This window comes from Streptomyces sp. WM6386 (assembly GCF_000972385.1).
GTDB lineage: Bacteria > Actinomycetota > Actinomycetes > Streptomycetales > Streptomycetaceae > Streptomyces.
The window spans coordinates 57,050-79,578 of the sequence record NZ_JXTE01000025.1; the positions used below are offsets into that span (position 1 = coordinate 57,050).

Annotated in this window: 25 protein-coding genes and 1 pseudogene; 10 read left to right on the top strand and 16 right to left on the bottom strand. The window is 69.9% G+C overall.

The genetic code is table 11. The features are described from left to right. Window positions 1-10: 10 nt before the first annotated feature. From TN53_RS17755 to TN53_RS17765, 3 genes are read left to right on the top strand one after another with little or no spacing between them, the layout of a single operon-like run. Complete coding sequence (locus TN53_RS17755) at window positions 11-1,270, top strand: NAD(P)/FAD-dependent oxidoreductase (protein ID WP_046259490.1); 1,260 nt, start codon at window positions 11-13, stop codon at window positions 1,268-1,270. A 12-nt stretch (window positions 1,271-1,282) separates the two neighbouring features. Further along, window positions 1,283-2,131, top strand: coding sequence for a fumarylacetoacetate hydrolase family protein (locus TN53_RS17760; protein ID WP_046259491.1), 849 nt, complete (start codon window positions 1,283-1,285; stop codon window positions 2,129-2,131). Then, window positions 2,128-2,730: a TetR/AcrR family transcriptional regulator gene (locus TN53_RS17765; protein ID WP_046259492.1), complete on the top strand. Its 603-nt coding sequence runs from the start codon at window positions 2,128-2,130 to the stop codon at window positions 2,728-2,730. Before TN53_RS17760 ends, TN53_RS17765 begins: the two co-directional genes overlap by 4 nt. 12 nt (window positions 2,731-2,742) lie before the next feature. On the opposite strand, the gene TN53_RS17770 is transcribed toward TN53_RS17765, so the two are convergent. Next, entirely contained in the window at window positions 2,743-3,279 is a 537-nt protein-coding gene (locus TN53_RS17770; RefSeq protein ID WP_046259493.1) for a carboxymuconolactone decarboxylase family protein, read from the bottom strand. Between the two features lie 81 nt (window positions 3,280-3,360). Here TN53_RS17770 and TN53_RS17775 point away from each other — a divergent pair, with 81 nt between their 5' ends. Continuing rightward, a complete protein-coding gene (locus tag TN53_RS17775; RefSeq protein WP_046259494.1) occupies window positions 3,361-4,122 on the top strand; it encodes an SDR family NAD(P)-dependent oxidoreductase in 762 nt (253 codons plus the stop codon). Window positions 4,123-4,263: 141 nt separating this feature from the next. After that, window positions 4,264-5,145, top strand: coding sequence for a 3-hydroxyacyl-CoA dehydrogenase family protein (locus TN53_RS17780; RefSeq protein ID WP_199924597.1), 882 nt, complete (start codon window positions 4,264-4,266; stop codon window positions 5,143-5,145). A 52-nt stretch (window positions 5,146-5,197) separates the two neighbouring features. Here the strand turns inward: TN53_RS17780 and TN53_RS17785 are convergent, their stop codons facing one another. Next, a complete protein-coding gene (locus TN53_RS17785) occupies window positions 5,198-5,728 on the bottom strand; it encodes a MarR family winged helix-turn-helix transcriptional regulator (protein ID WP_095046554.1) in 531 nt (176 codons plus the stop codon). A 134-nt stretch (window positions 5,729-5,862) separates the two neighbouring features. Here TN53_RS17785 and TN53_RS17790 point away from each other — a divergent pair, with 134 nt between their 5' ends. From TN53_RS17790 to TN53_RS44110, 3 genes are all read left to right on the top strand, one after another. Further along, a complete protein-coding gene (locus tag TN53_RS17790) occupies window positions 5,863-6,213 on the top strand; it encodes a DoxX family protein (RefSeq protein WP_046259495.1) in 351 nt (116 codons plus the stop codon). A gap of 147 nt (window positions 6,214-6,360) precedes the next feature. Next, the gene (locus TN53_RS17795; RefSeq protein WP_052745233.1) at window positions 6,361-6,813 is read left to right on the top strand and encodes a DUF4158 domain-containing protein; all 453 of its coding nucleotides are present in this window, start codon (window positions 6,361-6,363) and stop codon (window positions 6,811-6,813) included. Next, on the top strand, window positions 6,810-7,604 hold the full coding sequence (locus TN53_RS44110; RefSeq protein WP_159038147.1) for a hypothetical protein: 795 nt from the start codon (window positions 6,810-6,812) through the stop codon (window positions 7,602-7,604). Before TN53_RS17795 ends, TN53_RS44110 begins: the two co-directional genes overlap by 4 nt. A gap of 39 nt (window positions 7,605-7,643) precedes the next feature. Here the strand turns inward: TN53_RS44110 and TN53_RS17800 are convergent, their stop codons facing one another. From TN53_RS17800 to TN53_RS17820, 5 genes are all read right to left on the bottom strand, one after another. Further along, window positions 7,644-8,282, bottom strand: a complete 639-nt coding sequence (locus TN53_RS17800; RefSeq protein WP_046259496.1) for an NAD(P)-dependent oxidoreductase — start codon at window positions 8,280-8,282, stop codon at window positions 7,644-7,646. 94 nt (window positions 8,283-8,376) lie between these two features. After that, window positions 8,377-8,748, bottom strand: coding sequence for a DoxX family protein (locus TN53_RS17805; protein ID WP_046259497.1), 372 nt, complete (start codon window positions 8,746-8,748; stop codon window positions 8,377-8,379). A 117-nt stretch (window positions 8,749-8,865) separates the two neighbouring features. Continuing rightward, window positions 8,866-9,546 (bottom strand): SDR family NAD(P)-dependent oxidoreductase, encoded by a 681-nt coding sequence (locus TN53_RS17810; RefSeq protein WP_046259535.1) that lies wholly within the window; start codon window positions 9,544-9,546, stop codon window positions 8,866-8,868. Between the two features lie 64 nt (window positions 9,547-9,610). Further along, window positions 9,611-10,375 carry an SDR family NAD(P)-dependent oxidoreductase gene (locus TN53_RS17815; protein WP_046259498.1) on the bottom strand — a complete coding sequence of 255 codons (765 nt, stop codon included), beginning with the start codon at window positions 10,373-10,375 and terminating at the stop codon, window positions 9,611-9,613. A gap of 54 nt (window positions 10,376-10,429) precedes the next feature. After that, entirely contained in the window at window positions 10,430-11,368 is a 939-nt protein-coding gene (locus TN53_RS17820) for an NADP-dependent oxidoreductase (protein WP_046259499.1), read from the bottom strand. A gap of 406 nt (window positions 11,369-11,774) precedes the next feature. On the opposite strand from TN53_RS17820, the gene TN53_RS17825 reads away from it, so the two are divergent. Beyond that, window positions 11,775-12,278, top strand: coding sequence for a recombinase family protein (locus tag TN53_RS17825; RefSeq protein ID WP_234441618.1), 504 nt, complete (start codon window positions 11,775-11,777; stop codon window positions 12,276-12,278). A 206-nt stretch (window positions 12,279-12,484) separates the two neighbouring features. Here TN53_RS17825 and TN53_RS17830 read toward each other — a convergent pair whose 3' ends face one another. The 9 genes and pseudogenes from TN53_RS17830 to TN53_RS49560 form a co-directional block, all read right to left on the bottom strand. Beyond that, entirely contained in the window at window positions 12,485-13,939 is a 1,455-nt protein-coding gene (locus tag TN53_RS17830) for an MFS transporter (RefSeq protein ID WP_046259500.1), read from the bottom strand. A 44-nt stretch (window positions 13,940-13,983) separates the two neighbouring features. Continuing rightward, window positions 13,984-15,063 (bottom strand): acyl-CoA dehydrogenase family protein, encoded by a 1,080-nt coding sequence (locus TN53_RS17835; protein ID WP_052745235.1) that lies wholly within the window; start codon window positions 15,061-15,063, stop codon window positions 13,984-13,986. After that, a complete protein-coding gene (locus TN53_RS17840; protein WP_046259501.1) occupies window positions 15,060-16,223 on the bottom strand; it encodes an acyl-CoA dehydrogenase family protein in 1,164 nt (387 codons plus the stop codon). Before TN53_RS17840 ends, TN53_RS17835 begins: the two co-directional genes overlap by 4 nt. Further along, window positions 16,223-17,413 (bottom strand): thiolase family protein, encoded by a 1,191-nt coding sequence (locus TN53_RS17845; RefSeq protein ID WP_046259502.1) that lies wholly within the window; start codon window positions 17,411-17,413, stop codon window positions 16,223-16,225. Before TN53_RS17845 ends, TN53_RS17840 begins: the two co-directional genes overlap by 1 nt. A gap of 13 nt (window positions 17,414-17,426) precedes the next feature. Beyond that, entirely contained in the window at window positions 17,427-18,908 is a 1,482-nt protein-coding gene (locus TN53_RS17850; RefSeq protein WP_046259503.1) for a class I adenylate-forming enzyme family protein, read from the bottom strand. Between the two features lie 65 nt (window positions 18,909-18,973). Beyond that, entirely contained in the window at window positions 18,974-19,756 is a 783-nt protein-coding gene (locus tag TN53_RS17855) for an enoyl-CoA hydratase/isomerase family protein (RefSeq protein ID WP_046259504.1), read from the bottom strand. 54 nt (window positions 19,757-19,810) lie between these two features. Beyond that, the gene (locus TN53_RS17860) at window positions 19,811-20,593 is read right to left on the bottom strand and encodes an SDR family NAD(P)-dependent oxidoreductase (protein ID WP_046259505.1); all 783 of its coding nucleotides are present in this window, start codon (window positions 20,591-20,593) and stop codon (window positions 19,811-19,813) included. A 10-nt stretch (window positions 20,594-20,603) separates the two neighbouring features. Then, window positions 20,604-21,200 (bottom strand): LLM class flavin-dependent oxidoreductase, encoded by a 597-nt coding sequence (locus TN53_RS17865; protein WP_052745236.1) that lies wholly within the window; start codon window positions 21,198-21,200, stop codon window positions 20,604-20,606. A 46-nt stretch (window positions 21,201-21,246) separates the two neighbouring features. Next, a pseudogene (locus TN53_RS49560) lies at window positions 21,247-21,426 on the bottom strand (hypothetical protein); the annotation flags it as partial. Window positions 21,427-21,549: 123 nt separating this feature from the next. On the opposite strand from TN53_RS49560, the gene TN53_RS17870 reads away from it, so the two are divergent. Beyond that, complete coding sequence (locus tag TN53_RS17870) at window positions 21,550-22,470, top strand: VOC family protein (RefSeq protein WP_046259506.1); 921 nt, start codon at window positions 21,550-21,552, stop codon at window positions 22,468-22,470. Window positions 22,471-22,529: the final 59 nt, after the last annotated feature.

Consider the following 22,529-nt stretch of genomic DNA (forward strand, 5'->3'; position numbering starts at 1 on the left):
AGGTGCGCCTATGCGGGAGACCCACGTCATCGTCGGTGCCGGACTGGCCGGCATCACCGCTGCGGCCACCCTGCGCGCCGAGGGATTCGACGGCCGGGTCGTGGTGATCGGCGACGAGGACCGCGCACCCTATCCGCGGCCGCCCCTGTCCAAGCAGGTGGTCGGCGGGGAACTGCCGGTGGATCGACTGCTTCTGCGGCCCGCGCCCTGGTACGCGGCCAAAGACATCGAACACCTCGGCGGAGTCAGCGTCACCGCGCTTGACACGAACGCGCGCACGGTCAGCCTGGACGGCGGCACCGGCTCGCTGTCGTACGACCGGCTGCTCCTCGCCACCGGCGGGCGGCCCCGGAGGCTGCCCGGCACCCAGGGCCTGCCCGGCGTCCACACGCTGCGTACCGCCGAGGACGCGGCGGCCATCCGGAACCGGCTCGGCCCGGGCCGCCGCCTGCTGGTGGTCGGAGCCGGCTTCCTCGGCGCCGAACTGGCCGCGAGCGCACGCACAGCCGGCACAGACGTCACCGTGCTGGAGGCCGCTCCTCTCCCGCTCGCTCGTTCCCTGCCTCCCCTGCTCGGCCTCCGGTACGCGCGGATCCATCGCGACCGGGGCGTTGATCTGTTGACCGGCACCGGCATCGACCGGTTGGTCGGCGAGGCCGGCAGGCTGCGCGCGATCGGTTCCGACGGTCGCCTCTATCCCGTCGACGGCCCCGCCGACACCGTGGTCGTCGCCATCGGCATCCGCCCCAACACCGAGCTCGCCGCGGCAGCGGGGATCACTGTCGACGACGGCATCGTCGTGGACGAGTACTGCCGCACCTCCGCGCCAGGCGTGTTCGCCGCCGGGGACGTGGCCAATCATCCCAACCCGCTGCTCGGCTGCCGGATCCGACTGGAACACTGGCAGAACGCGCAGCACCAGGGGGCCGCGGCAGCCCGCAACATGCTCGGCCAGGAGCAGCCGTTCGCCGAGGTGCCTTGGGTCTGGTCGGACCAGTACGGCCTCAACCTCCAGGTCGCCGGTCTGCCACAGCCGGAGGACGACGTGGTGCTGCGCGGCGACCCGGACAGCAACAGCTTCGTTGCCCTCCTCCTTCGCAACGGCGTACTGAGTGCGGCCATCGGGATGGATCGAGGAGAAGACATCCGCATCGCACGCCGGCTCATCCAGCAGGGCTGTCGACCGGACCGTGAACCGCTCGCCGACGACGACCGTTCTCTCGACTCGTTCCTGGCGTCCGAGCCGGAACCCGCCCCCGCAACTCACTGAAGGAGTCCTGTCATGAAGATCGGCCGATGCCACGACGGCAAGGCGGCGTTCTGGGCCGTCCTGGACACGGAGGCGGCCACCGCCCGCCCCCTTGCCGGAAGGTTCTCCGAATGGGCCCCCGCCCTGACCGCCGACCTTGCCGGCGAGCCCGTGTGGGCAGGGCCGGCCCGTTCGTTGGAGGGTCTGCGCCTGCTGGCTCCCGTCGAGAGCAGCACGAAGATCGTCGCCGCCGGAGCGACTTACGCCAAGCATGTGGACGGCCTTGGCCTGCAGATGCCGAAACAGCCCGCCGCCTTCCTGAAGCCGTACGAGTCGATCATCGGCCCGGACGATGCGATCGCGTATCCGGCGCTGACCACCCAGCTCGACTACGAAGCCGAGCTGGTGGCGGTCGTCGGCGCCGACCACATCGCCGACCGCTCGGCGGCCATCGGCAGTGTGCTCGGCTACACCGTCGGCAACGACGTCTCCGCGCGCGACCTGCAGTTCGGCGGAAGTGTCACCGGGATGGACATGTTCTCGGCGAAGGCGCTGGACCGTACGACGGGTGTGGGTCCCTGGATCGTCACCCGTGACGAGTTCGGCGCCGGCCACCCCGATCTGGAGATCGGGCTGACCGTGGACGGCGCACCGCGGCAGAAGGACCGGACCTCCAGCATGGTGTGGGGTGTCGGCGAACTCCTGGCATATGTCGACTCCCGGAGCAGCCTGCACTGCGGCGACATTCTGTTCACCGGCACCATGGCTGGTGTGGCCCATGAGAGCGGGCGTTATCTCGAGCCGGGCCAGGTCGTGCGGGTCACGATCGAGGGCATCGGCTCGCTCAGCAACACCGTGGGCCCACGGCCCCCCGTCGCATGACATCCCCACGTCTGCGCCTGCGCGCAGACGCCTCCCGCAACCGTGAGCGGATCCTCGAGGCCGCCCGCGAGGCCATCAGGGACTGCGGGACCGAAGTGTCATTGAACGAGGTGGCTCGCCGGGCCGGCGTCGGCAACGCCACCGTCTACCGCCACTTCGCGACCCGGGGTGAACTCATCCACCAGGCGACGCTCAGCTCGATCTCCGTGCTCGCGGAGGAGGCCGAGCAGGTTCTCGCACAAGAGACCGATGTCTTCGAGACGCTACGGCACTTCATGCACCGGTTGCTGGGTGAAGGCATAGGCACCCTGTGTCCCTTTGTCGCGGACGTCGGCGGCACGACCGCACCCGAGGTGGATCAGGCTTGGAAACGACTCGAGCATGTTCTGGAGGCGCTAATGATCCAGGCGCGCGAGGCGGGCCGCCTGCGCGCGGACGTGGACGTCGATGACCTGGTGATCGCGCTCGCTCAGCTGACACGTCCGCTGCCCGGGACGGTGTACGCCGATTTCCAGCAGTCCGCGCACCGCCATCTGCGGCTGTTCCTCGATGGTCTGCGGGTCCCCGCCCAGTCGGCGCGTCCCGGTCCCCCGGCCTGACGGGTGATTGGCTCAGACGCCGATCACCGGCGGGCGATCGTCGTCCTCGTACGCCCGTAAAACCCTGACCAACCGCCCGGAGCCGAGCATGAGGGCGGCGAACATGCCCAGTTCCACGATCTCCGCGGCGGTGAAGTGGCGGTTCAGTTCACCCAGTACGACATCATCGACGGCCAGGTGATCGATCGCGAAGAGCTCCGCGAAACGTAGTGCCGCCGCTTCTCTCGCCGTGAACCGCGGGTCGTCCGCGGAAAGGCACGCCACCTCCTCCTCGGACACGTCGTCGGACTTACGCGCCACCTGGCAGGCCCGGCAGTCGTTCAGCGCGGCGATCCTGAGTCGCACCAGCTCCATCAGCCGACCGTCCAACAAGCGGCCTTCATGAACCTCGCGCTGCAGTTGCAGCTGCGCCTTGGCGAGTTCCGGCCGGTGAGCCCAGATACGAACGGCGAGATCGCTGCTCAACGCCCGGGATGCCCGGGCCTTTCCAATGAGGACGTTGAGCTCCTGATCCAGATCAGCCCGAGGCACAGGTTCGACAGCAGTCATGTCTCGACCCTAGCAGCGACGAATCACATGTGACAGATTCCGTCTATATAGTTCACCAGAAGAGGAACGGAAGGCAGCGCGATGAACGGACGACTGGAAGGCAGAGTGGCTCTCATCACCGGCACCGGCGGAGGCATGGGCCGCGCCGCCGCACTCCGCTTCGCCGAGGAAGGTGCGGTGATCGTCGGCTGCGACCTCAACCTCGAGGCCAACGAGGAGACCGCCGCCGCGGTCAAGGCCGCCGACGGCCGAATGAGCGCGGCGGCCCCGGTCGATCTGGGCGACAGCGCCGCCGCTCGCACATGGGTCGAGCAGGCGGCGGAAGAGCACGGCGGGATCGACATCGTCTACAACAACGCGTCGGCAGCCCGGTTCGGCCCGGTGGGCACGTTGCCCGAAGAGGACTGGCACTTCACCGTTCGCAACGAGGTCGACCTGGTCTTCTACGTCACCCAGAGCGCGTGGCCGTATCTCACACAGCGCGGCGGAGTGGTCATCAACATCGCGTCCCTGGCCGGCCACACGGCCAGCCGCGCCGTCCCGATGCTCGCCCACGCCGCCACCAAGGGGGCCATTCTCGCCATGACCCGGCAGCTGGCGGCGGAAGGGGCGCCGCACGGAATCCGCGCGGTGAGCATCAGCCCCGGGGTCATCGAAACCCCGGGCACAGCAGGCCAGTTCGCCGACCCGGTAGTCCTGGACGCCCTCAGGGCTCAGCTCCTGGTCCCCCGCCCGGGCCTGCCCAAGGACGTCGTCGGCCTGGCCGCCTTCCTCGCCTCGGACGAGGCCTCGTACATCACCGGTACCGACTTCGTGGTGGACGGCGGCATGTCAGCGATCTGAGGTATTGAACACATTGAACAAAAATTGACTCACCAGCTACGCTATCCCAGCTGATCCGCCGAGTGCCACGGTCGATGCCCTCGACGGGACTCGGCGGATCACGCAGGCGCCGCAGCACCAGTAACCGGAAAGGGGAGTGCCGTGAAGGTCGCCGTGATCGGGGCCGGGACGATGGGCTCCGGTATCGCGCAGCTCTGTGCCTCGACGGGCCACGTCACCTCGCTCGTCGACACCTCCGAGGAGCAGCTCGGTCGCGCGGCCACCGCGGTGACGTCGAGCTTGGATCGATTCGTGGCCAAGGACCGCATGACCCGCGAGGCGGCAGACCGCGCGTTGAGCAGACTGGAGAGTACGACCGACCTGGAGCGTGCCGTCAGTGGCGCTCAGGTCGTCGTCGAGTCGGTCGTCGAGGACCTCGCGGTGAAGCAGGAGGTGCTCCGCCGAACCGTCGCGGCCGCCCCGGCCGAGGCTCTGCTCGGCACCAACACGTCCCAGCTGTCCATCACCGCCATCGGCAGCGCGGTCCCCGACCACGCCCACCGTCTCGTCGGGCTGCACTTCTTCAATCCCCCTGTGCTGATGCGGCTGGTCGAGATCGTTCAGGGACTGGTCAGCAGTGAGGAGTACGTCCAGCGTGCCGAGGACTTCTCTCAGGGGCTCGGCAAGGAGACCGTGATCTGCCGCAAGGACAGTCCCGGCTTTCTCACTTCCCGGATCTCGGCGATCGTTCGTCTGGAGTGCCTGCGGATGCTGGAGGAGGGCGTAGCCAGTGCCGAGGACATCGACCGTGCGCTGCGGCTCGGGCTCAACTTCCCCATGGGGCCCCTGGAGCTGGGGGACTTCAACGGTCTCGACACTTATCTGAGGATTCTGACCTCTCTGGAGGGCACTCTCGGGGAACGGTTCAAGCCGACCGTGACCCTGCGCAACCTGGTTGCCGCCGGACGCCTGGGCCGCAAGACCGGCCACGGCATCTACCGGTACGACGAGGCCGGGAGGCGCCTCGACGACGGTTCCGCCTGACCGCCATGGAGTCGGTGTTCCGCATTTCCGCGGAAGGGGCATGTTCGCGCATTCAGCAGTCCGTGGTCGGCGGGCCGTCGCAGTTGCCGTCGTGGGTGGTGCGGACACGCGCCAGGAGTGAGCGCAGGGTGTCGCGCTCCTGCGGGGTGAGCTCGGCGAAGAGCTCGTCCTCGACCCGGCCGATGGCGGCGTCGAGCTTGGCAGCGGCGGCCGTGCCCGCTTCGGTGATCTCGACGATGTGACGGCGGCGGTCGGCGGGATCACGGCGCCGTCGTACCAGATCGCCGTCCTCCAGCGCGTTGAGGAGAGCGACCAGGACGCTGGGGTCGACGCGCAGCCGGGCACCGAGGTCGCGCTGGCCGAGCTGACCGCCGTCGAGGTGCATCAGCACGATCGCGTGGCGGGGCGTCACCCCGGAGGAGGTGAGTGCCTCACGGATCCAGGCCTCGGTGACGCTGCCGTGCCGCGCCAGGAGCAGTGCGAGGCGGGAGTCGGGACCGGCGGATTCGGGGGTGTCGTCCCAGGTGGGGGAGCTTTCGTGAGCGCTGGTGGCGGGGGTGCCGCTGGATCGTTCGCTGGCCATGGTCCGACCGTAGCAAGTGATGAAACAGTCGGTTGCAATAAACCATTGAAGTACTTACATTATTTGCTGCGGCTCATCGTTTGCCGCGCTGTCTTGGACCGGTCGACGGTCCCTTTCTCTCTCCGGAGCTCTCCGTGTTCATCGCCTATGTCGTTCTCGCTGTCGTGCTGTCCCTCTTGCTGCTCGTCTCTGCCCGCGGCGACATCGTCCGCGACCCGAAGATCACGGAAGGGCTCAAGGCACTCGGGGTCCCCGACAGCTGGTTCGTGCCGCTCGGCCTGGTCAAGATCGCGGGCGCCGTGGGGCTGCTCGTCGGCATCGCCTACCGCCCCCTCGGCATCGCGGCGGCGATCGGGGTCGTCCTGTACTTCCTGGGCGCCGTGATCACGCACATCCGTGCGGGCGACAAGAAGGGACTCGGCAGCCCGACCGTCATCATGCTCGTTTCCGTGGCGCCGGTGGTGCTGGGCTTCGCGACGCTCTGATCGCGCTCCACGATCGCGATCGGACCAACTCACGATCAGGGCCCTCGGGGAGCATCCGAACGGAAATTTGCGGTAGCGGGCTGATCTTGCTTCCGGTTCGGTGACGTGTCGGATGTGGCTGGTCACAGAGTCGTACGGTCCCTCGGCATGCCTGTGGAGTATCCGTCTGAGGAGCAAGAGGCCCGCTACGGCCGGTTCGGCCGCGGAGCCGACGCCTTGGAGCTGGAGGAGTTCTTCCGGCTGTCGCCGGCGGCGCCGGAGCTGGCGCGGGCCAAGCGCCGTCCGGCGACTCGTCTGGGGTGGGCGGTGCAGTGGGGCACGGGGCGCATATTGGGCACCTTCCTGACCGAGGAACCGACAGCGGTGCCGGCCGCCGCGGTGCGGTTCGTCGCCGAGCAACTCGGGGTGGATGACGAGCGCTTCGCCGAGTACGGCGGACGTGGGAAGACGGCGTACGAGCATGCGTGGGAGATCCGCGACGTGTACGGCTACCGGGACCTCGCGGCCGGGGAGGCGGAGCTGCGGGCGTTCTGGGCGTCGTGTGGTCGTCGCTGGAGGGACCACACGCGCTGTTTGACCGGGCGGTGGTGTGGCTGGTGAACAGTCGGGTGCTGCTGCCGGGCATCACGACGCCGGTGCGGGCGGAGGAGAACAACCGGCTGCACGCATCGGTGTACAAGGCGGTGCCGGGCAGACTGCGCACCGACATGCTGGAGACGGCCACCGTCGATGACGCGCTCGATCTGCTGCGCGGGCTGACGGCGACAAAGCTTCTGGCCAAGGCCGAGCGCCTGGCCACGGAGGCGAAGCTCAAGGCGCAGCCGCAGCTGCAGAAGGCCGCGCTGCAGGTCGCCGCGGCGGTGGACGTTTTGATGGCGACGCCGCCGGCGACGGAGACCGGCGAGATGGTCTCCGTCCTCGACGCCTGGTCGACAATCGGGCAGGTGGTACCACGCAAACAGCTGGCCGCCGCGCTCGCCACCATCGCCGTGGCAGTCCCGGACGGCGACGGGGATGACGAGGCGGAGTGGTGGACGGAGCTGGTTGTCCGCTACGGCACCGGGCGCAGCTTCACCCGGCTGCTGGTCGAGGTCATCGACTTCGGCGCCGTCCCGGCCGGTGTCCCAGTCGTGGAGGCGCTCAAGCGCCTGCTGGAGCTGATCGGCCGCAAGAAGGCCGGCGCCGGGGAGGTCGCGGGTGAGCTGGTGACCGGCTCCTGGCGGCGGCTGGTGTTCGCCGACCCAGACATCGAGGCCGGCCTGGTGGACCGGGCTGCGTACTCGTTCTGCGTCCTGGAGCACCTGCACCGCGCGCTGCGCCGGCGGGATGGCCTGGGCGGTGGGTCCGCGGCGGCGGCCGGCCGTGCGGGGTGGGTGTTGCCGAAGAAGTAGACGCCGAGTTCGAAGGTCATGCCAGGCGTCCTTGGGCTGTCAGTTGCTGATGGCGGGCATGGCCCGCCGGTAGCGGGTGTCGGTGAGCTGGGAGACGAGGAACGCGGCGATGTCGGTGCGGCTCATGACGGAGCCGACCTTGTCGTGGCCGAGGAACCCGGAGCGGATGCGACCGGTGGAGGGCTTGTCCGTGGGGTTGGTGATGCGGGCGATGGTGTAGTCGAGATCCGAGCCGGTGACGGCCTCGGTCATGCCCGTCACCTCCGTGAGCGCGTTGGGGAACATCAGCTTCGCCATGACGGGGAGCACCTTGTGCTTCCAGTGCGTCTTGTCACGCGGGTCGGCCAGCGATGGGGTGGCCAGCCCGATGAACCGCCGTACGCCTTGCTTCTGCATCGCTTGCACGATGATGCGGGTGCCGTCCGTCAGCGGGGTGCCGGTGGTGGAGCGCTTGAGGGACGGGCCCAGGGCGCTGATGACGGCGTCCGTTCCGGTGATGGCCTGTTCGACGGCGGCCCTGTCGGACAGTTGCCCGCTGACGAGGGTGAGGTGGGGGTGGGTGAAGGTGAGCTTGGCGGGGCTGCGGGTCAGGGCGGTGACGTGGTGGTTGGCGTCGAGGAGTTGCTGGACGAGCAGGCGGCCGATGCCGCCGGTGGCGCCGAAGACGGTGACGCGCATCGGAGGTCTCCTTGTGTGGGGTGCGGGGCGGTGTCCGGGCCGATCTCACCAGGAAGAGGTGTGGGCCGGTCCCGGGACACGCGCGTCGGGCGGGTTAGAAGTTGTAGGGGCCGAAGCGTCCCCAGGCGACCACGGCGGCCAGGATGAGCAGGACCGTGTTGAAGGCGATGGCCTGCGGTTCCTTGCGGCGGGCGTGGGTGAGCGCGGCAAGGGCCATTACCACCGCCAGGCCGGTCGCGGCCAGCGGGGTCAGTACGGGGGCTGTGCCGGTGGCCGCGGGCAGGATCAGCCCGAGCGCGGCGGCGAACTCGACGACGCCGATGAAGCGCACGGTGTCGGCGGAGAAGTCGGCCACCCACGGCAGCTTCTCGGCGAGCTTGTCCTTGGGCTGGGTGGACTTCATCACGCCGGCCATCGCGAACATGGCGGCGAGTACGGCCTGCACGGTCCACAGGAGGGCGTTCACAGCAGGAAATCCCTTGGGGACGGTCGGAGGACGGGGCGGGCCCGGGAGTCAAGAAGGGAACGGCCCCGGGAGAGGAGGCGCGCGGGCCTCCCCTCCCGCTTCAGCGGGGGTGGCCGGTCAGCCGTGGAAGACGGCTTCTGCGCGGTTGCGGGCCTCGTGCAGCTCCCAGTACAGGGGCGCGATCTCCTGCGGTGTGGCGGTCGAGATGCCGTCGGGCCCGCCTTCGCCGATCCACGCGTTGATGGCGACGTGGGCGGCGTGGACACCGCTGTCGGACAGTTCCTTGTTCAGATTGATCACCCAGTTGCGCAGCGCGCCGGCGGCGGCGTTGACGTTGCCGAGCATCGGGAGCGGGTCGACCGATCCGCCGCCGGTGGTGAACAGCAGCGTTCCGGCGCCGGCCGCACGCATCGCCGGCAGCACCGCACGGGCGGCTGCAACGGCGCCGTAGAGGGTGTACTCAATCTGCGGCTGCAGATTCTCCACCGTCACCTCGGACGGGACGGCCATGGTGAAGCCGGGCACCGGGGAGTGCGGGGCGGGCGAGTACTCCAGTACGTCGATGGTGCCGAAGCGTTCCTTGGCGGCGTCCAGTGCCGCCGTCAGGGAGAACCGGTCCAGGACGTCGGCGGCGAAGCCCTCGGCCATGATGCCCTCGCCCGCGAGCTGCTCGGCCAGGGCGTCGAGCTTGTCCTTGGTGCGGGCGATGAGCGCGACGTTGAAACCGCGGCTGCCGAAGGTGCGGGCGATGGCCAGGCCCATGCCGGGGCCGGCGCCGACGATGGCGATGGTGGACATGATGCGGATCTCTTCCACTTCGATCGGAGGCGGCGGCTGGGCTCGGCCGCCGCCGGGGTGGGAGTCAGACGGCGGACCAGCCGTTGTCGACGGGCAGGATCGCGCCGGAGATGTTGCTCGCGGCGTCCGAGGCCAGGAACACGATCGCGTCGGCCTGTTCCTCGGCTGCCGCCGGGCGACCGACGTTGCCGAAGTAGCTGCCCACAACGGCCGGGCCGTGGGCGCCCTCAGCCGCATCGACCTGGATGCCGGTGGCGGTCCCACCGGGCGCGACGGCGTTGGCGCGGATGCCCTTGTCCCGGTACATCACCGCCAGGGACTTGGTCAGGCCCGAGATGCCGTGCTTGGAGACGGTGTAGGCGGCCCCGGCCGCCGAGCCGCGCAGGGACGCCTCGGAGGCGGTGAAGACAATCGAGCCCCGTCCCGCGTCGAGCATGTACGGCAGCACGGCGCGCGTCAGCAGGAACGGCGCGGTCAGGTTGATCCGCAGCACCCGCTCCCACACCGCGTCGCTGACGTCGGCCGCGGCCGACATGTCGTCCATGATCCCGGCGTTGTTCACCAGGACGTCGATGCGCCCGAACTCGGAGATCGCGCGGGCGGTGACCTGCTCGACGACGGCCGGGTCGCTCAGGTCCCCGACGACCGTGCGCGCGATACCGCCTGCCGCCTCGATCTGGGCGGCGACGTCCTTGGCGCCGTCGGCGTTGATGTCGGCTATCAGTACGCTTGCGCCCTGCTCGGCGAACCGCACGGCGGCGGCCCGTCCGATGCCCGAGCCGCCGCCGGTGACTATCACGCTGCGGCCGGAGAATGCGATGGTGCTCATGATGACGCTTCCTTCGTGGGGGGTGGTCCTACTTCGTAGGGGAGGTCTCGCCGGTCAGGAGCAGGCGACGGCGATCTTGCCGAGCGCGCCGGCGCCGAACGCCGCGAACGCCTTCTCGGCCTGCTCCAGCGGGTAGGTGGCGGTCACCGGTACGCGCAGCGCGCCGGAGGCGGCCTGGCCGGCCAGCGTGGCGAGGGTCTGGGCGTTCGCGTCGGCCATGATCGGGTGGACGGTGACGTCCCGGCCCTCGACCGCCTCCTGCGTCAGGCCCAAGGTAGAGGCGATCCGCCCGCCCGGCCTGAGCAGACCCGCGAGCGACACACCGTCACCCGCCAGGTGCACGACCGCGTCCACGCCCTGCGGCGCGAGCCCACGCACCTGTCCGTCCAGATCGCCGGTGAAGTCCACTACGGCGACGTCGGCGCCCGTCAGGCCGGTGACGAAGTCCGCCTCCGCGCCGGGACGGGCGGTGGCGATCACCCGGGCGCCGCGAGCGGCGGACAGCTGCGCGGCCAGCGCGCCGACACCGCCGGTGGCACCCGAGACCAGCACCGTCTCCCCGGCAGCCACCTTCAGCGCCGCCAGGCTGTCGAAGGCCGCGGTCCCGGCCAGACCCAGCGCACCCGCGTCCGCAACGTCCAGGCCCGCGGGAACGTGGGCGACGCCATGGCCGGCGGACACAGTGACGTACTCGGCCAGCGAGCCGGTGCCCAGGAACGGCTTCATCACCACGCCGAAGACAGCGTCCCCGACGGCGAAGCCCTCCGCGCCCTCGCCGAGTGCCTCGACGGTGCCGGCGAAGTCCTTGCCGACCACAAGGGGGAACCGGTGTTCCATCATCCCCTGCAGGTAGCCGGCCGCGGTCGCGGCGTCGAAGCCGTTCACCGACGAGGCGGCCACCCTCACCAGCAGCTCACCGGCCTCCGGGCGCGGAGCGGCGATCTCGACCACGGCCGGGGTCGAGGGAACGGTATCCAGTGCGACAGCACGCATGACAACACCTTCCATAAGTGAAACGGCCTTCCCGTTTCTGTCATCCAGCGTAACAACTCAAGTGGGCCAGTTGTTCCACTTCGGTGGATGGGCGCATGACCGACACCGCAGGCACCAGCAAAACCCCAGGTCGCGAGCCCGACACTGGACTGCGCGCGGACGCCGAACGCAACCGCGACCGCATCCTGGCCGCCGGCCGCCGCCTCTACGCCGCCGAAGGACTCGGTTGGACACCTGACCGAGCTGCCCCGGCCGGTGGGCGCCGGCGCCGAGGCGGTCGGGCACGTCCGCCTCGGATACGCCCGCGCCTCGACCGCCCGGCTGTCCCTCGACGCACGGCTCGACTCCCTCGCCGAGGCCGGGGTGACGCGAGTCTTCTCGGGAGAAGATCTCCACTCGCGCCACCATGCGCCCCGAGCTGGAGGCCGCCGTGAAGCTCGCCGGGGAGATCCGCTCCTCCGGCGTTGCGGTGGCCCTGGTCGTCCATGAGCGCAAGCGGCTCGGCCGTGGCATCGAACTCGCCATGCTCGCCGAGGAGCTGAAAGCCAGCGGCGTCGGCCTGGAATTCCTCACCGGGGAGCTGCAGGGCTCGCACGACCCTTCCTGGATCGTGTTTACCGTGCTCGCCGCGATGTCCGGCATGGAGCGCGAGTACATCCGCGACCGCGCCCTCGAAGGCCGCGAGTCCGCTCGCAAGCGCGGCAAGACCATCGGCGGCGCGGGTGTCACCGCCGACTCCATGCTGTCCATGGCCCTCCACCTGTGTGACCGGGAGATGAGCCTGCGCCACATCGCCAAGCGGCTCGTCATCACGACGGGTGCGAAGAAGGGTCAGCACCCCTCGCCCGCCACCGTCATGCGGATGCTGCGAGACCACGACGAACAGCAGCCCGCCGCCATGGCGCCTTAACCGCTCATTTCCGTTCCGATGCTCCCCGAGGGTCATCGCGCGCCACGCCACCAGCTGTCCGGGACCCTGCCCTGCCTCGGACTGCGCGAACGGCGACGGGGCGCAGTCCGGGTAGGGGATCGGCACGAGCGCCGGCGGTCCGGCGAAGCATCTGGCGCTCCCTGACGCTCTCCGGCCGATCTCCTCCGGTCGTGCTCCTGTTCGGTTCAAGGCCGCCGGGCCGTGCCGCCCTTCGGGATCAGCATCGTCGACAGCCCTCCGATCAGGACCAGGCCGGCACACGTGTACACCGCCGCCTCGAAGGCCCCCTCTGTCGCAGCGCCACCGTGCGCGGTCGCACTCGCGGTCAGGATCGCCGCGAGTACCTGAGTGAGGACCGATCCGCCGATGAGCCGCAGAGTGTAGTTGGCCGACATGGCGATCGCGGTCAGGGACGGCTCGACGCCTCGTATCACGAGGTTGGCGACGGACGCGCTGCACATCCCGAACCCGATCCCGCCGAGGAAGAGCGCCACCGGGATGACCGCGTGCGTGCCGTGGAACAGGGCGATCGCCAGATACTCGACCAGGAAGAGGCCGAAGCTGGCCGCGAGCAGGGTCCGAGGGTCGGCGACGCTCTTGAGGAAGGTGGTCAGCGGCCCGCCGATCAGGATGCCTATGCTGCACGCGAGCAGCAGCCGTCCGGCGTCGGTGGCCGTCTCTCCCCAGTTCCACGAGGTCTTCACGGCGCCGAGGACCACGAGCTGGGGAATCAGGAAGTTGGCCCCGAGGCTGCCCACGCTGTCGGCGAGCGCGGGAATGTTCAGGGACCACACAGACCGCCGGGACAGCGCGCGCAGGTCCACCATCGGATCCCGTACGGTCAGCTCCGCCTTGGCGAAGCCGGCCGCTGCGACCAGGCTCAGCGCCACGCACAGAAGACCCTTCGCCGAAAGCCAGCCCCACTGGGAACCCTTGCTGATGTACAGCAGCAGTGGGACCAGGGCTGTCGCGAGCAGGAGCGCGCCCAGCAGGTCGATTCTCCTGCGCCCCTCCGTGATGGTCGGCCGCAGTCCGAGGACGGTCACGGACAACAACAGGACGCCGGCCCCGGCGACGATGGCCACGGACCACGCCAGCCAGTCCAGTCCGAGGTGGTCGACGATCGGCCCCGAGAACAGGAAGCCGAACCCCGCGCCCACCCCGAAGACCGCACTCAGCAGGCTGACGCCGAGACCGACCCGCTCCGGCCTCAGCGCGTCCCGGGCCACGCTGAGGGACAACGGAACGGCGGCGACCGTGGCGCCCTGCAGGACACGACCGAGGACCAGCACGGGAAGACTGGAGGCCAGGCCCGCGATGGCAGCCCCCACACCGGTGATCACGAGGACAACGACGAGCAGTCGGCCCCGACCGTACAGGTCTCCCAGCCGGCCGGCGATCGGCGTGACGACCGCCGCGAACAGAAGGTGGCCGGTGAGTAGCCAGCTGACGTCGGCGAGCGGCTTTCCGTACTCCGCCGCGACCGCCGGCAGGGCGGGCGAGTAGAGGGTCTCGGCCAGCAGGAAGGGCAGCGCGGCGAACATCAGTGCCGCGATGACGGCGAACTCACGGAAACCGGAGGCCCCTTCGGCCTCCGGGGAACGCTCGCTGACATCAACAGGAGGTGGTTGCAGGTCCATGCGTGCGGCTCCTCATGTGTGGCTGATCGTCCGTCGGTGGTGTGTTACTCCGCTTCGGTGATGAGCGGCCAGATTCCGGATGCGCCCGCGGCCAGGGCCCGCCCGCCGATCTCGGTGGCCCAGTAGGCCTCGTCACCGGCCTCGTCGCGCCAGGCCCACAGGCGGGTGGTGGCCAGCCGCAGCGGGTGCTCGTCGGTGAAGCCGATGGCGCCGTGAACCTGGTGGGCGATACGCGCGACCACTCCGGCTCCCCGCCCCGCCTGGACCTTGGCGGCGGCGACGGCCACAGCTGCCCGCTCGTCCGCGACGTCTTCGGCATCACACAGGGCGACGGCGGCGTCGGCCGCCGCACGGATCGCCGCGGCCTCGGCGGCCAGCTCGGCGACCTGCTGCTGGACGGCCTGAAAGCGTCCCAGCGCCCTGCCGAACTGCTCGCGTTCGGTGGTGTAACTCAGGGTGAGAGCCAGGGCGCGCTCGGCAGCCCCGGCGATCAGTACCGTACGCAGGAGAGCTTGGCGCAGGCGCAGCCGATCGGCGGTGCCGGGAGGTACGGATGCCACGAGATCCGGTTCCGGCCGGGTGTCGACGCTCAGGTCGTCGCGTGGCTCTCCAGCCGAGTTGAGGCCCGGCAGGGGTGTGACGTCCTGAGGCCTGAGCAATACGACGGCCTGCTCGCCGTCCTCCGACACCACCACGACGGCCACCCCGGCCGCGTGCCGGCCCCACGGCACCCGGGGCAGCCGGCCCCGCAGTTGCCATCGGCCTGCCGTGTGCCGGGCGGTGAGCGCGCCGGTCCCGTCCGCCGCGGTCAAAGGGCCTGCGGGCACCGGCAGTCCGCCCTCGGCCAGCAGCCAGGCACCGAGCAGCGCCGTCTCCCCCAGAGGCACCGAGGCGGCGTGTTCGCCGGCCGCGCCGATGATCGCGGCCGCCTCGTGGAGTGTTCCGCCGCTGCCGCCGGACTTCTCCGGCACGGACACCAGGGTGAGCCCGGATTCCTTCAGCGCCTTCCACAGTTCCGGGTCCCATGCGCCCGCAGGGGGCCGCCCGTCGTCGTGCGCGGCGAAGATCTCGGCGCAGGTCGCGCTCAGCAGCCGCAGTTCGTCCTCGGACACCGTGCTCGTCATCGCATCCCCATCGCCCGCGCGACCACGCCGCGCAGAATCTCGTTGGTGCCGCCACGCAGCGTGAAGCCGGGGGCGTGCAGCACGGCATCGGCGAGCAGCCGGGGCAGGCCGGCAGCGGACGGATCGGGTTCGGTACGCGTCAGCAGCCGCGCGGTGTCGGTGATCTCGTTCTCCAGCCGGGTCCCCAGATCCTTCACGAGCGCGGCGGCAACGTCCGGCACCTCCCCCCTGTCGAGCGCCGCCGCGACCGACAGCGACAGGCGACGCAGCGTCCACATCCTGGAGACGAGGCGGCCGAGTTCACGCTGCCCCGCGCCGCCTTGCCCGACGAGCTCGTCCACGAGGGCGGTCAGCAGCGGGAAGGTGGACAGGAAGCGCTCGGAACCGCTTCGTTCGAAGGCGAGTTCCGACGTGGCCTGCCGCCAGCCCTCTCCGATGGTGCCGAGCACCATGTCGTCCGGGACGAAGACGCCGTCCATCACGACTTCGTTGAAGTGGTGCTCACCGGTGATCAGCCGGATCGGTCTGATCGTGACGCCGGGTGCGGACAGTTCGACGACGAACTGGGACAGCCCCGCATGCCGGTTCCGTCCTTCCGGAGGTGAACTGCGGGCCAGGACGAAGAAGGCGTGCGCGTGGTGGGCGCCGCTCGTCCACACCTTGGTGCCGGTGATCTCCCAGCCGCCGTCGACCCGTTCGGCCCGGCTGCGTACGGCCGCGAGGTCCGAACCGGCGTCCGGCTCGCTCAGCCCGATGGCGAAGTAGCACTCGCCACGGGCGATGCCGGGCAGATAGCGCTCTCGCAGCTCGGGCGTTCCATAGCGGAGCAGGGCGGGTGCGGTCTGCCGGTCGGCGACCCAGTGGGCCGCTACGGGGGCACCGGCGGCGAGCAGTTCCTCGGTGACGACGTAACGTTCCAGAGCGGTGCGGCCCTGGCCGCCGTACTCCTGGGGGATCGTCATGCCGAGCCAGCCACGCGTGCCGAGGCGCCGGCTGAAGTCTTCGTCCCAGCCGGAGAGCCAGCTGTCACAGCGCGGCTCGAAGGTCCCGTCGGCCAGCTCGGCGGCGAGGAACTCCCGTATATCACCGCGTAGTTCTGCAGCGCGTCCGCCGAGCCGGGCCGGTGCCGGGACGAGGGCCGGGACGGTGAGCGCGGCCATCAGGCGTCTCCCAGCCGTTCGATCACCGTGGCGTTCGCCATGCCCCCGGCCTCGCACATCGTCTGCAGACCGTAGCGGCCGCCGGTGGCCTCCAGCGCGTGCACCATGGTGGTCATCAGCCGGGCCCCCGACGCGCCGAGCGGGTGGCCCAGGGCGATCGCGCCGCCTCGCGGGTTGAGCCGCTCGGGATCGGCTTCGGTCTCCGCCAGCCAGGCGAGCGGCACGGGGGCGAATGCCTCGTTGACCTCGAAGTGGTCGATGTCCTGGATGGTCAGACCGGCTCGCGCGAGAACCTTCTCGGTGGCCGGTATCGGCCCGGTGAGCATGGTGATCGGGTCGTCGGAGACGACAGCGAAGGCGTGAAAACGCGCAAGCGGACGCAGACCCAGCTGCTCGGCGCGCCACTCGCTCATCACAAGGAGGGCGCTGGCCCCGTCCGCGAGCGAAGAGGAATTCCCCGCCGTCACAGACCAGTCGATCTCGGGGAAACGTGCCCGCATCTCGTCGCTGCGGAACGACGGTGCCAGCCGGGCGAGGGCATCGGCGGACGTACCGGGCCGGATCGTCTCATCGGCGGTGACCACGGTCCCGTCAGGGGTGGAGATCGGGACGATCTCGGCGTCGTACGCCCCGGATTCCGCGGCCTGTGCCGCTCGCTGCTGGGACCTCAGGGCGTACGCGTCGATCTGGTCACGCGTCAACTTCCACTTCGCGGCGACAAGTTCGGCCGATATGCCCTGCGGGACCAGACCGGGCGCGTACCGGGCGCTCGCCGTCGGGCCGAAAGGGTCACCCCCCATCCGGGCGGATCCCATGGGGACGCGGCTCATCGACTCGATACCGCCGACCACGGCGATGTCGTACGCCCCGGCCATGATGCCCTGCGCGGCGAAATGCGCGGCCTGCTGACTCGACCCGCACCGGCGGTCGATGGTGACGGCGGGGACGTGTTCGGGCAGGCCGGCGGCCAGCCAGGCCCAGCGGCCCGGCGTTCCCGACTGATCCGCCGCCTGACTGACGCAGCCGACGAGCACGTCGTCGACCTCGCCCGGATCAATGTCGTTGCGGGCCATCAGGGCCTTGAAGACCTGGGCCAGCAGATCGACGGCGTGCAGCGACGAGAGCGCGCCGCCGGGTTTGCCGCGCCCGGTCGGGGAGCGCACGGCGTCCACGATCACAGCGGTTTGCATGGTGTGCCTTCCGTCAGGCGTGAGAGGTCCGCAGTGCCGCCCGTACCGTGTCGGCGACCTGACGACGGGCGAGTTTGCCGAGGTCGCTGTAAGGGAGGCCGGGGACCAGGACGACGATGTCGGGGGTCTTGGAGCTGCGCAGTACGGCTCGTACGTGCTCCCGCAGCTCATCGGAAGTGGGCGGGGCGATCTCCGCAGTGGGAACGACGGCGGCCGCGATGCGCTCGCCCCACTCCTCGTCGGGCAGACCGGTCACGGCGGCATCGGCAACGGCCGGATGCGTGCGCAGCACCTCTTCGATCTCGGCGGGGGCGATGTTCTCCCCACCGCGGATGATCGTGTCGTCCGCGCGCCCCAGGACGAACAGGTATCCGTCGGTGTCCACGTACGCGCGGTCCCGGGTGTGGAACCATCCTCCGGGTTCCCGGGCTCCGGAGACACCGAGGTACTCGCCGGAGACCTGGTCGCCCCGCACCCACAGGGCGCCGGGCTCACCGGGCGGCAGTGGCGCGCCGTTCTCGTCGCGGACCTGGGCCTCGACGCCGGGGACGATCCGCCCCGCCGATCCGAGCCGGGCCGGCTCCCGGTGGTCCTCCGGGCCGAGCAGGGCGATGGTCGAGCTGGTCTCGGTGAGGCCGTACGCGTTGACGAAACCGGTGTCCGGGAACAGCCGGAGCGCGCGCTCGATCACCGGGGCGGGCATGGGCGCACCCCCGTACGCGAGCGACGTGAGCGTCGGCACGTCCGCGGGATCGTCGCCGAGGTACTCGGTGATGCGGGCGAGCATGGTCGGTACGACGAGTGCGTGGGTGATGCCCTCGTCCCGGGCGGCGGCCAGCCAGCTGCCGGGGTCGAAGGAGGGGAGGTGGACCACCCGGCGGCCCGCGTAGAGGTTGCTCACCGTGTTGGAGACTCCGGCCACATGGTACGGCGGCACGCTGACCAGCGCGGCCTCCGTCTGGCCCGCCCCCGCGAAGTCGACGGTGGAGAGTACGTACGAGGTCAGGTGGCTGTGCCGGAGGACGGCCGCCTTGGGTGCTGCGGTGGTGCCGCTGGTGTAGAGCAGCAGTGCGATGGGGTCGGCCTCGGTCGCGGGGGCCGGCTCGGGTGCCTCCCCGGCCGTACTGTCCAGCCATTCCTGGGGCGTCAGTCGAACCGGCAGGTCGCCCAGCCTAGCGGCGCTCGCGTCGTCGGCGATGACCAGCGCCGGCTCGTGTGCGGCGACCAGTTCCCGCAACCGTTCCGAGCCGAGCCGGTAGTTGAGCGGGACCACCGGTACACCGGCTGCGGCCCCGGAGAAGAGCGCCACGGCGAAGGCCGCCCCGTTCCCGGCGAGGTACACCACGGACCGGGCCCCGGATCGCCTGATCAATGCGGCACCGGACAGCGCGCGCGTGTGCAGTTCCGCGGCGGTGACGCCGCCCTGCGGGCTTCCCAGCACGACACGATCACCGAAGCCCGAGGCCGCCATCTCCAACAGCAGGGACAGATTCATGTGAACAGAATAATCAGTTTCTGTTCCTTTCGTCTACCATGCCTCGAAGGCTCACCCTTCGCGGCTCAGCGACCCTCGAAGACCGGCTTGCGCTTCTCCCGGAACGCCGTGTAAGCCTCCTGCGAATCGCGCGTGGACTGGACAACGGCCTGGTGGGAGGAGATCAGGTCCAGAGCGGAACGCAGATCCGACGTCTGCCCCTGGCGAAGGGCCCGCTTGATGAGCCGGATGGCCACCGGCGGGCCGTCCGCCAGCCTGCGGGCGAAGGCGTACACCTCGCGGAGGAGTTCGGCATCGGGATGCACGTGAGTGACCAGACCGACGCGCAGCGCCTCCTCGGCATCCACGAAGTCGCCGGTCCACAGCAGTTCCAGCGCCTTGGCCGCGCCCACAAGCCGTGGCAGGTAGTAGCACCCGCCGTCTCCGGGAACGAGTCCGACGCGTACGTAACCCTCGGAGAACCTCGCCGACCGCGCGGCGAAGCGGATGTCACACATCAGCGCCATGTCCATCCCGGCTCCGACCGCTACCCCGTTCACAGCCGCCAGCACCGGCTTGTCCAGGTCTTCCAGGGCCAGCGCGACCCGGTGCACCCGATCGGTGAGCAGCTCCTTGTCGGCCAGCACGGACGTCCGCCCGCCGGTGAAGTCGTCCAGATCCACGCCGGAGCAGAAGGCGTCGCCTGCCCCGGTCAACACCACGACGCGCACTTCGGCGTCCGTACGGGCCTCGGCGAGCGCCGCCGCCCAGGCATCCACCATGGCCAGGGTGAACGCGTTCTTCCGCTGGGGTCGGTTCAGCCGGATCGTCGCGATCCCGTCAGCAACCTGGTATTCCAAATCGGCCATCGCACAACTCCTGATGAGATCTTCGAAAGGCGGTAAGCGGCCTGATATCCGCCGTCAGGTGCCGGGCGGACGGCTCTGGTAGCGCGGCAGATGCTGACCCCCGTCGACGTGGATCGTCTCGCCTGTCACCCAGCACGAGTCCTCCGTGGCCAGGAACACCGCGACGGGCGCGACATCCTTCTCCGGGTCGCCGACCCGGCCGAGCGGATTGATCGAGGCGGCCATCTCGGCGAAGCCCGGGTTCGCCGCGGCGAGATCCTCGAAGACGCTGCCGGCGGCGCTGGGCGCGATCAGGTTGACCAGGATTCCGTGGCGGCCCCATTCGGCCGCGGCGGTCCTGGTCAGACCGCGCACGGCATCCTTGGTCGCGTTGTAGTCGGCATGCAGCCAGGCGGCCGCCTCGGCATCGATCGAGTAGAGATTGATGACGCGGCCGCCGCCCTGGTCCCGCATCACGGGGAAAGCCGCCTGCATGGCCCACCAGGTGCCCCACAGACCTGTGCGCAGGACACCGTCGAGCATGTCGTCCGTCTTCTGCTCCAGCAGGACATTCGGGGACAGGGCTATCGCGTTGTTGACGAGCACGTCCAGTCGGCCGAATCGATCAGTAGTCGCACGGACCGCGGAGAGGACGTCCGCCTTGCGTCCGACGTCGGCGAGCGCGAGGACCGCGGTGCCGACGTCCTGGATCTCCGCGACGGTCCGGGCACCCGCTTCCTCGTCGACCTCGGCGATCACCACCGCCGCGCCCTCGCGCGCGTATGCCCGGGCGATCCCCCGCCCGATCCCCTTACCGCCGCCCGTGACCAGGGCCACCTTGCCGTCGAGTCTGCCCACCGGACGCTCCTCAGTACCGCACGGCCGCGCTGAGGCGGGTCAGCATGCCCTCGGGATCGACGTTGCCGGGCAGCGGGGCGAGCAGACAAGAGACTCCCAGCTTCTCCAGCTCGTCGGCGTAGGCCCGCACCTCCTGCGGGCTCCCCGTCACTCCCCTCAGTCCGACGAGGAAGTCGGTCAGTCCCAGCTCCTCCACCAGGCGCGCCTGAGGGCTCCCGACCACCACGTGCACGGTGGGGTCGTACCGTCGTTCCAACTCCTCGACCGCGCCCAGGAGCTCGGGTGGAACGATCGCCCGCATGTGCGCGGACTTCAGACCCATGCCACCGGTCGCCGCGAGGAAGGCACTGATGTCGTGATCGGCCTCGGCGCGGCTGTCCCGTACGGACACGAAGCCCATTCCCCAGAAGTCGATCGCGTCCGGATCCCGCCCCGCGTCCCGCGCGGCAGCGCGGACCGTGTCGATCTTCTGGGCCACGAGGTCGAGCGAGAGTCCGACACCGATGACGACTCCGTCGGCGAGCTCGCCGGCCAGCCGCAGCGCGCGGGGGCCGTCGGCCGCAAGGTAGAGGGGCAGGGGGCGGGCACGCGTCAGTGGAGGCGGCACTCGCGGTAGCGGCGGGATGCCGCAGAAAGGGCGCGGTGACCATGGTGGCCAGCGTGGCGGTCCTCGTCTCCTGTGCCGCCACCGTCAGCGACACATAGATGTCATGCCAGGCCGCAGGCGAGTCCCCGACGCCGATCACCTCATAACCCAGTTCCTCCGCCAGGCGCACCTGTCGACGGAAATGAGCGACGTCGTCACCCCACAGCACAACCGTCCCGAGCCGCATGCCGATTCCTCCCAGGTGTCTCGCCGCATGAGCCGACTTGACGTAGTCGCCAGACGGAACGCACTATACTGAAACAGTAATATCTGTTCAACAGCAGATCTGCCTGCGAGAGGAAGAGGCGCGATGGACATCTTGGGTATCGGCTACGTCGGAGTTGAGTCGCCCAACTACCGGGACTGGACCACTTTCGGTCCCGAGATCCTCGGATTCGAACTCGCGGCCGCCCGGGAGGGTGACGAGACCGTGTACCTGCGGATGGACGACCGCCGGTACCGCATCGCGGTCCACCCGGGAGAATCGGAACAACTGGCCTACATCGGCTGGGAGATCCCCAACCGCCCCGCGTACGACGCGGCGGTCGCCAAGCTCCAGGACGCCGGTGTCGAGGTCACCGTCGGTGACGCGGAACTGGCCGAGAAGCGCGGGGTGACGGAGCTCGTCCGGTTCAAGGACCCGGTCGGCTACCAGCACGAGCTGTTCTACGGCCAGAAGTTCACCCAGCGCTCCTTCGTCCCCGGTCGCCGGCACGCCGGTTTCGTCGCCGACGAGCTGGGCGTCGGGCACCTGGTCCTGATCGTCCCCGAGTACCCGCCGGAGCTCGACGACTTCCTGGCGAACGTCATGGGCTTCCGCTGGTTCGGCCACGGCATGAACGGCCATCGAGGACAGATCGGCTTCTGGGCCACCAACCTCACCACGCTCAGCCACAACATCGCCTACGGCACGATCCCCGGCCACCGGGGCCTGCACCACATCGGCATCGGCGTCAACGACCTGGACGACGTCGGCATCGCCCACGACCTGGTCCAGGAGCGCGGGACCGGCATGGTGTACTCGCTGGGCAAGCACACCCAGGACCCGGTGATCTCCTTCTACCCGATCACCCCGAGCGGCTTCGCCGTCGAGTACATCAACGGCGGGATCACCGCCCCCGACTGGGGGCTGATCAGCGAGCGCAACCCGGAGAACCTGAGCGTCTGGGGACACAGGCCGGTCTCCCCCGGCCTGCCCAAGAGCGTGGCACCGGTGGCCAGGACCGACTGACGAAGACCGGCTGATCGAGACATGACTGTCCCGGGGCGGTAGGCACCGCCCCGGGACAG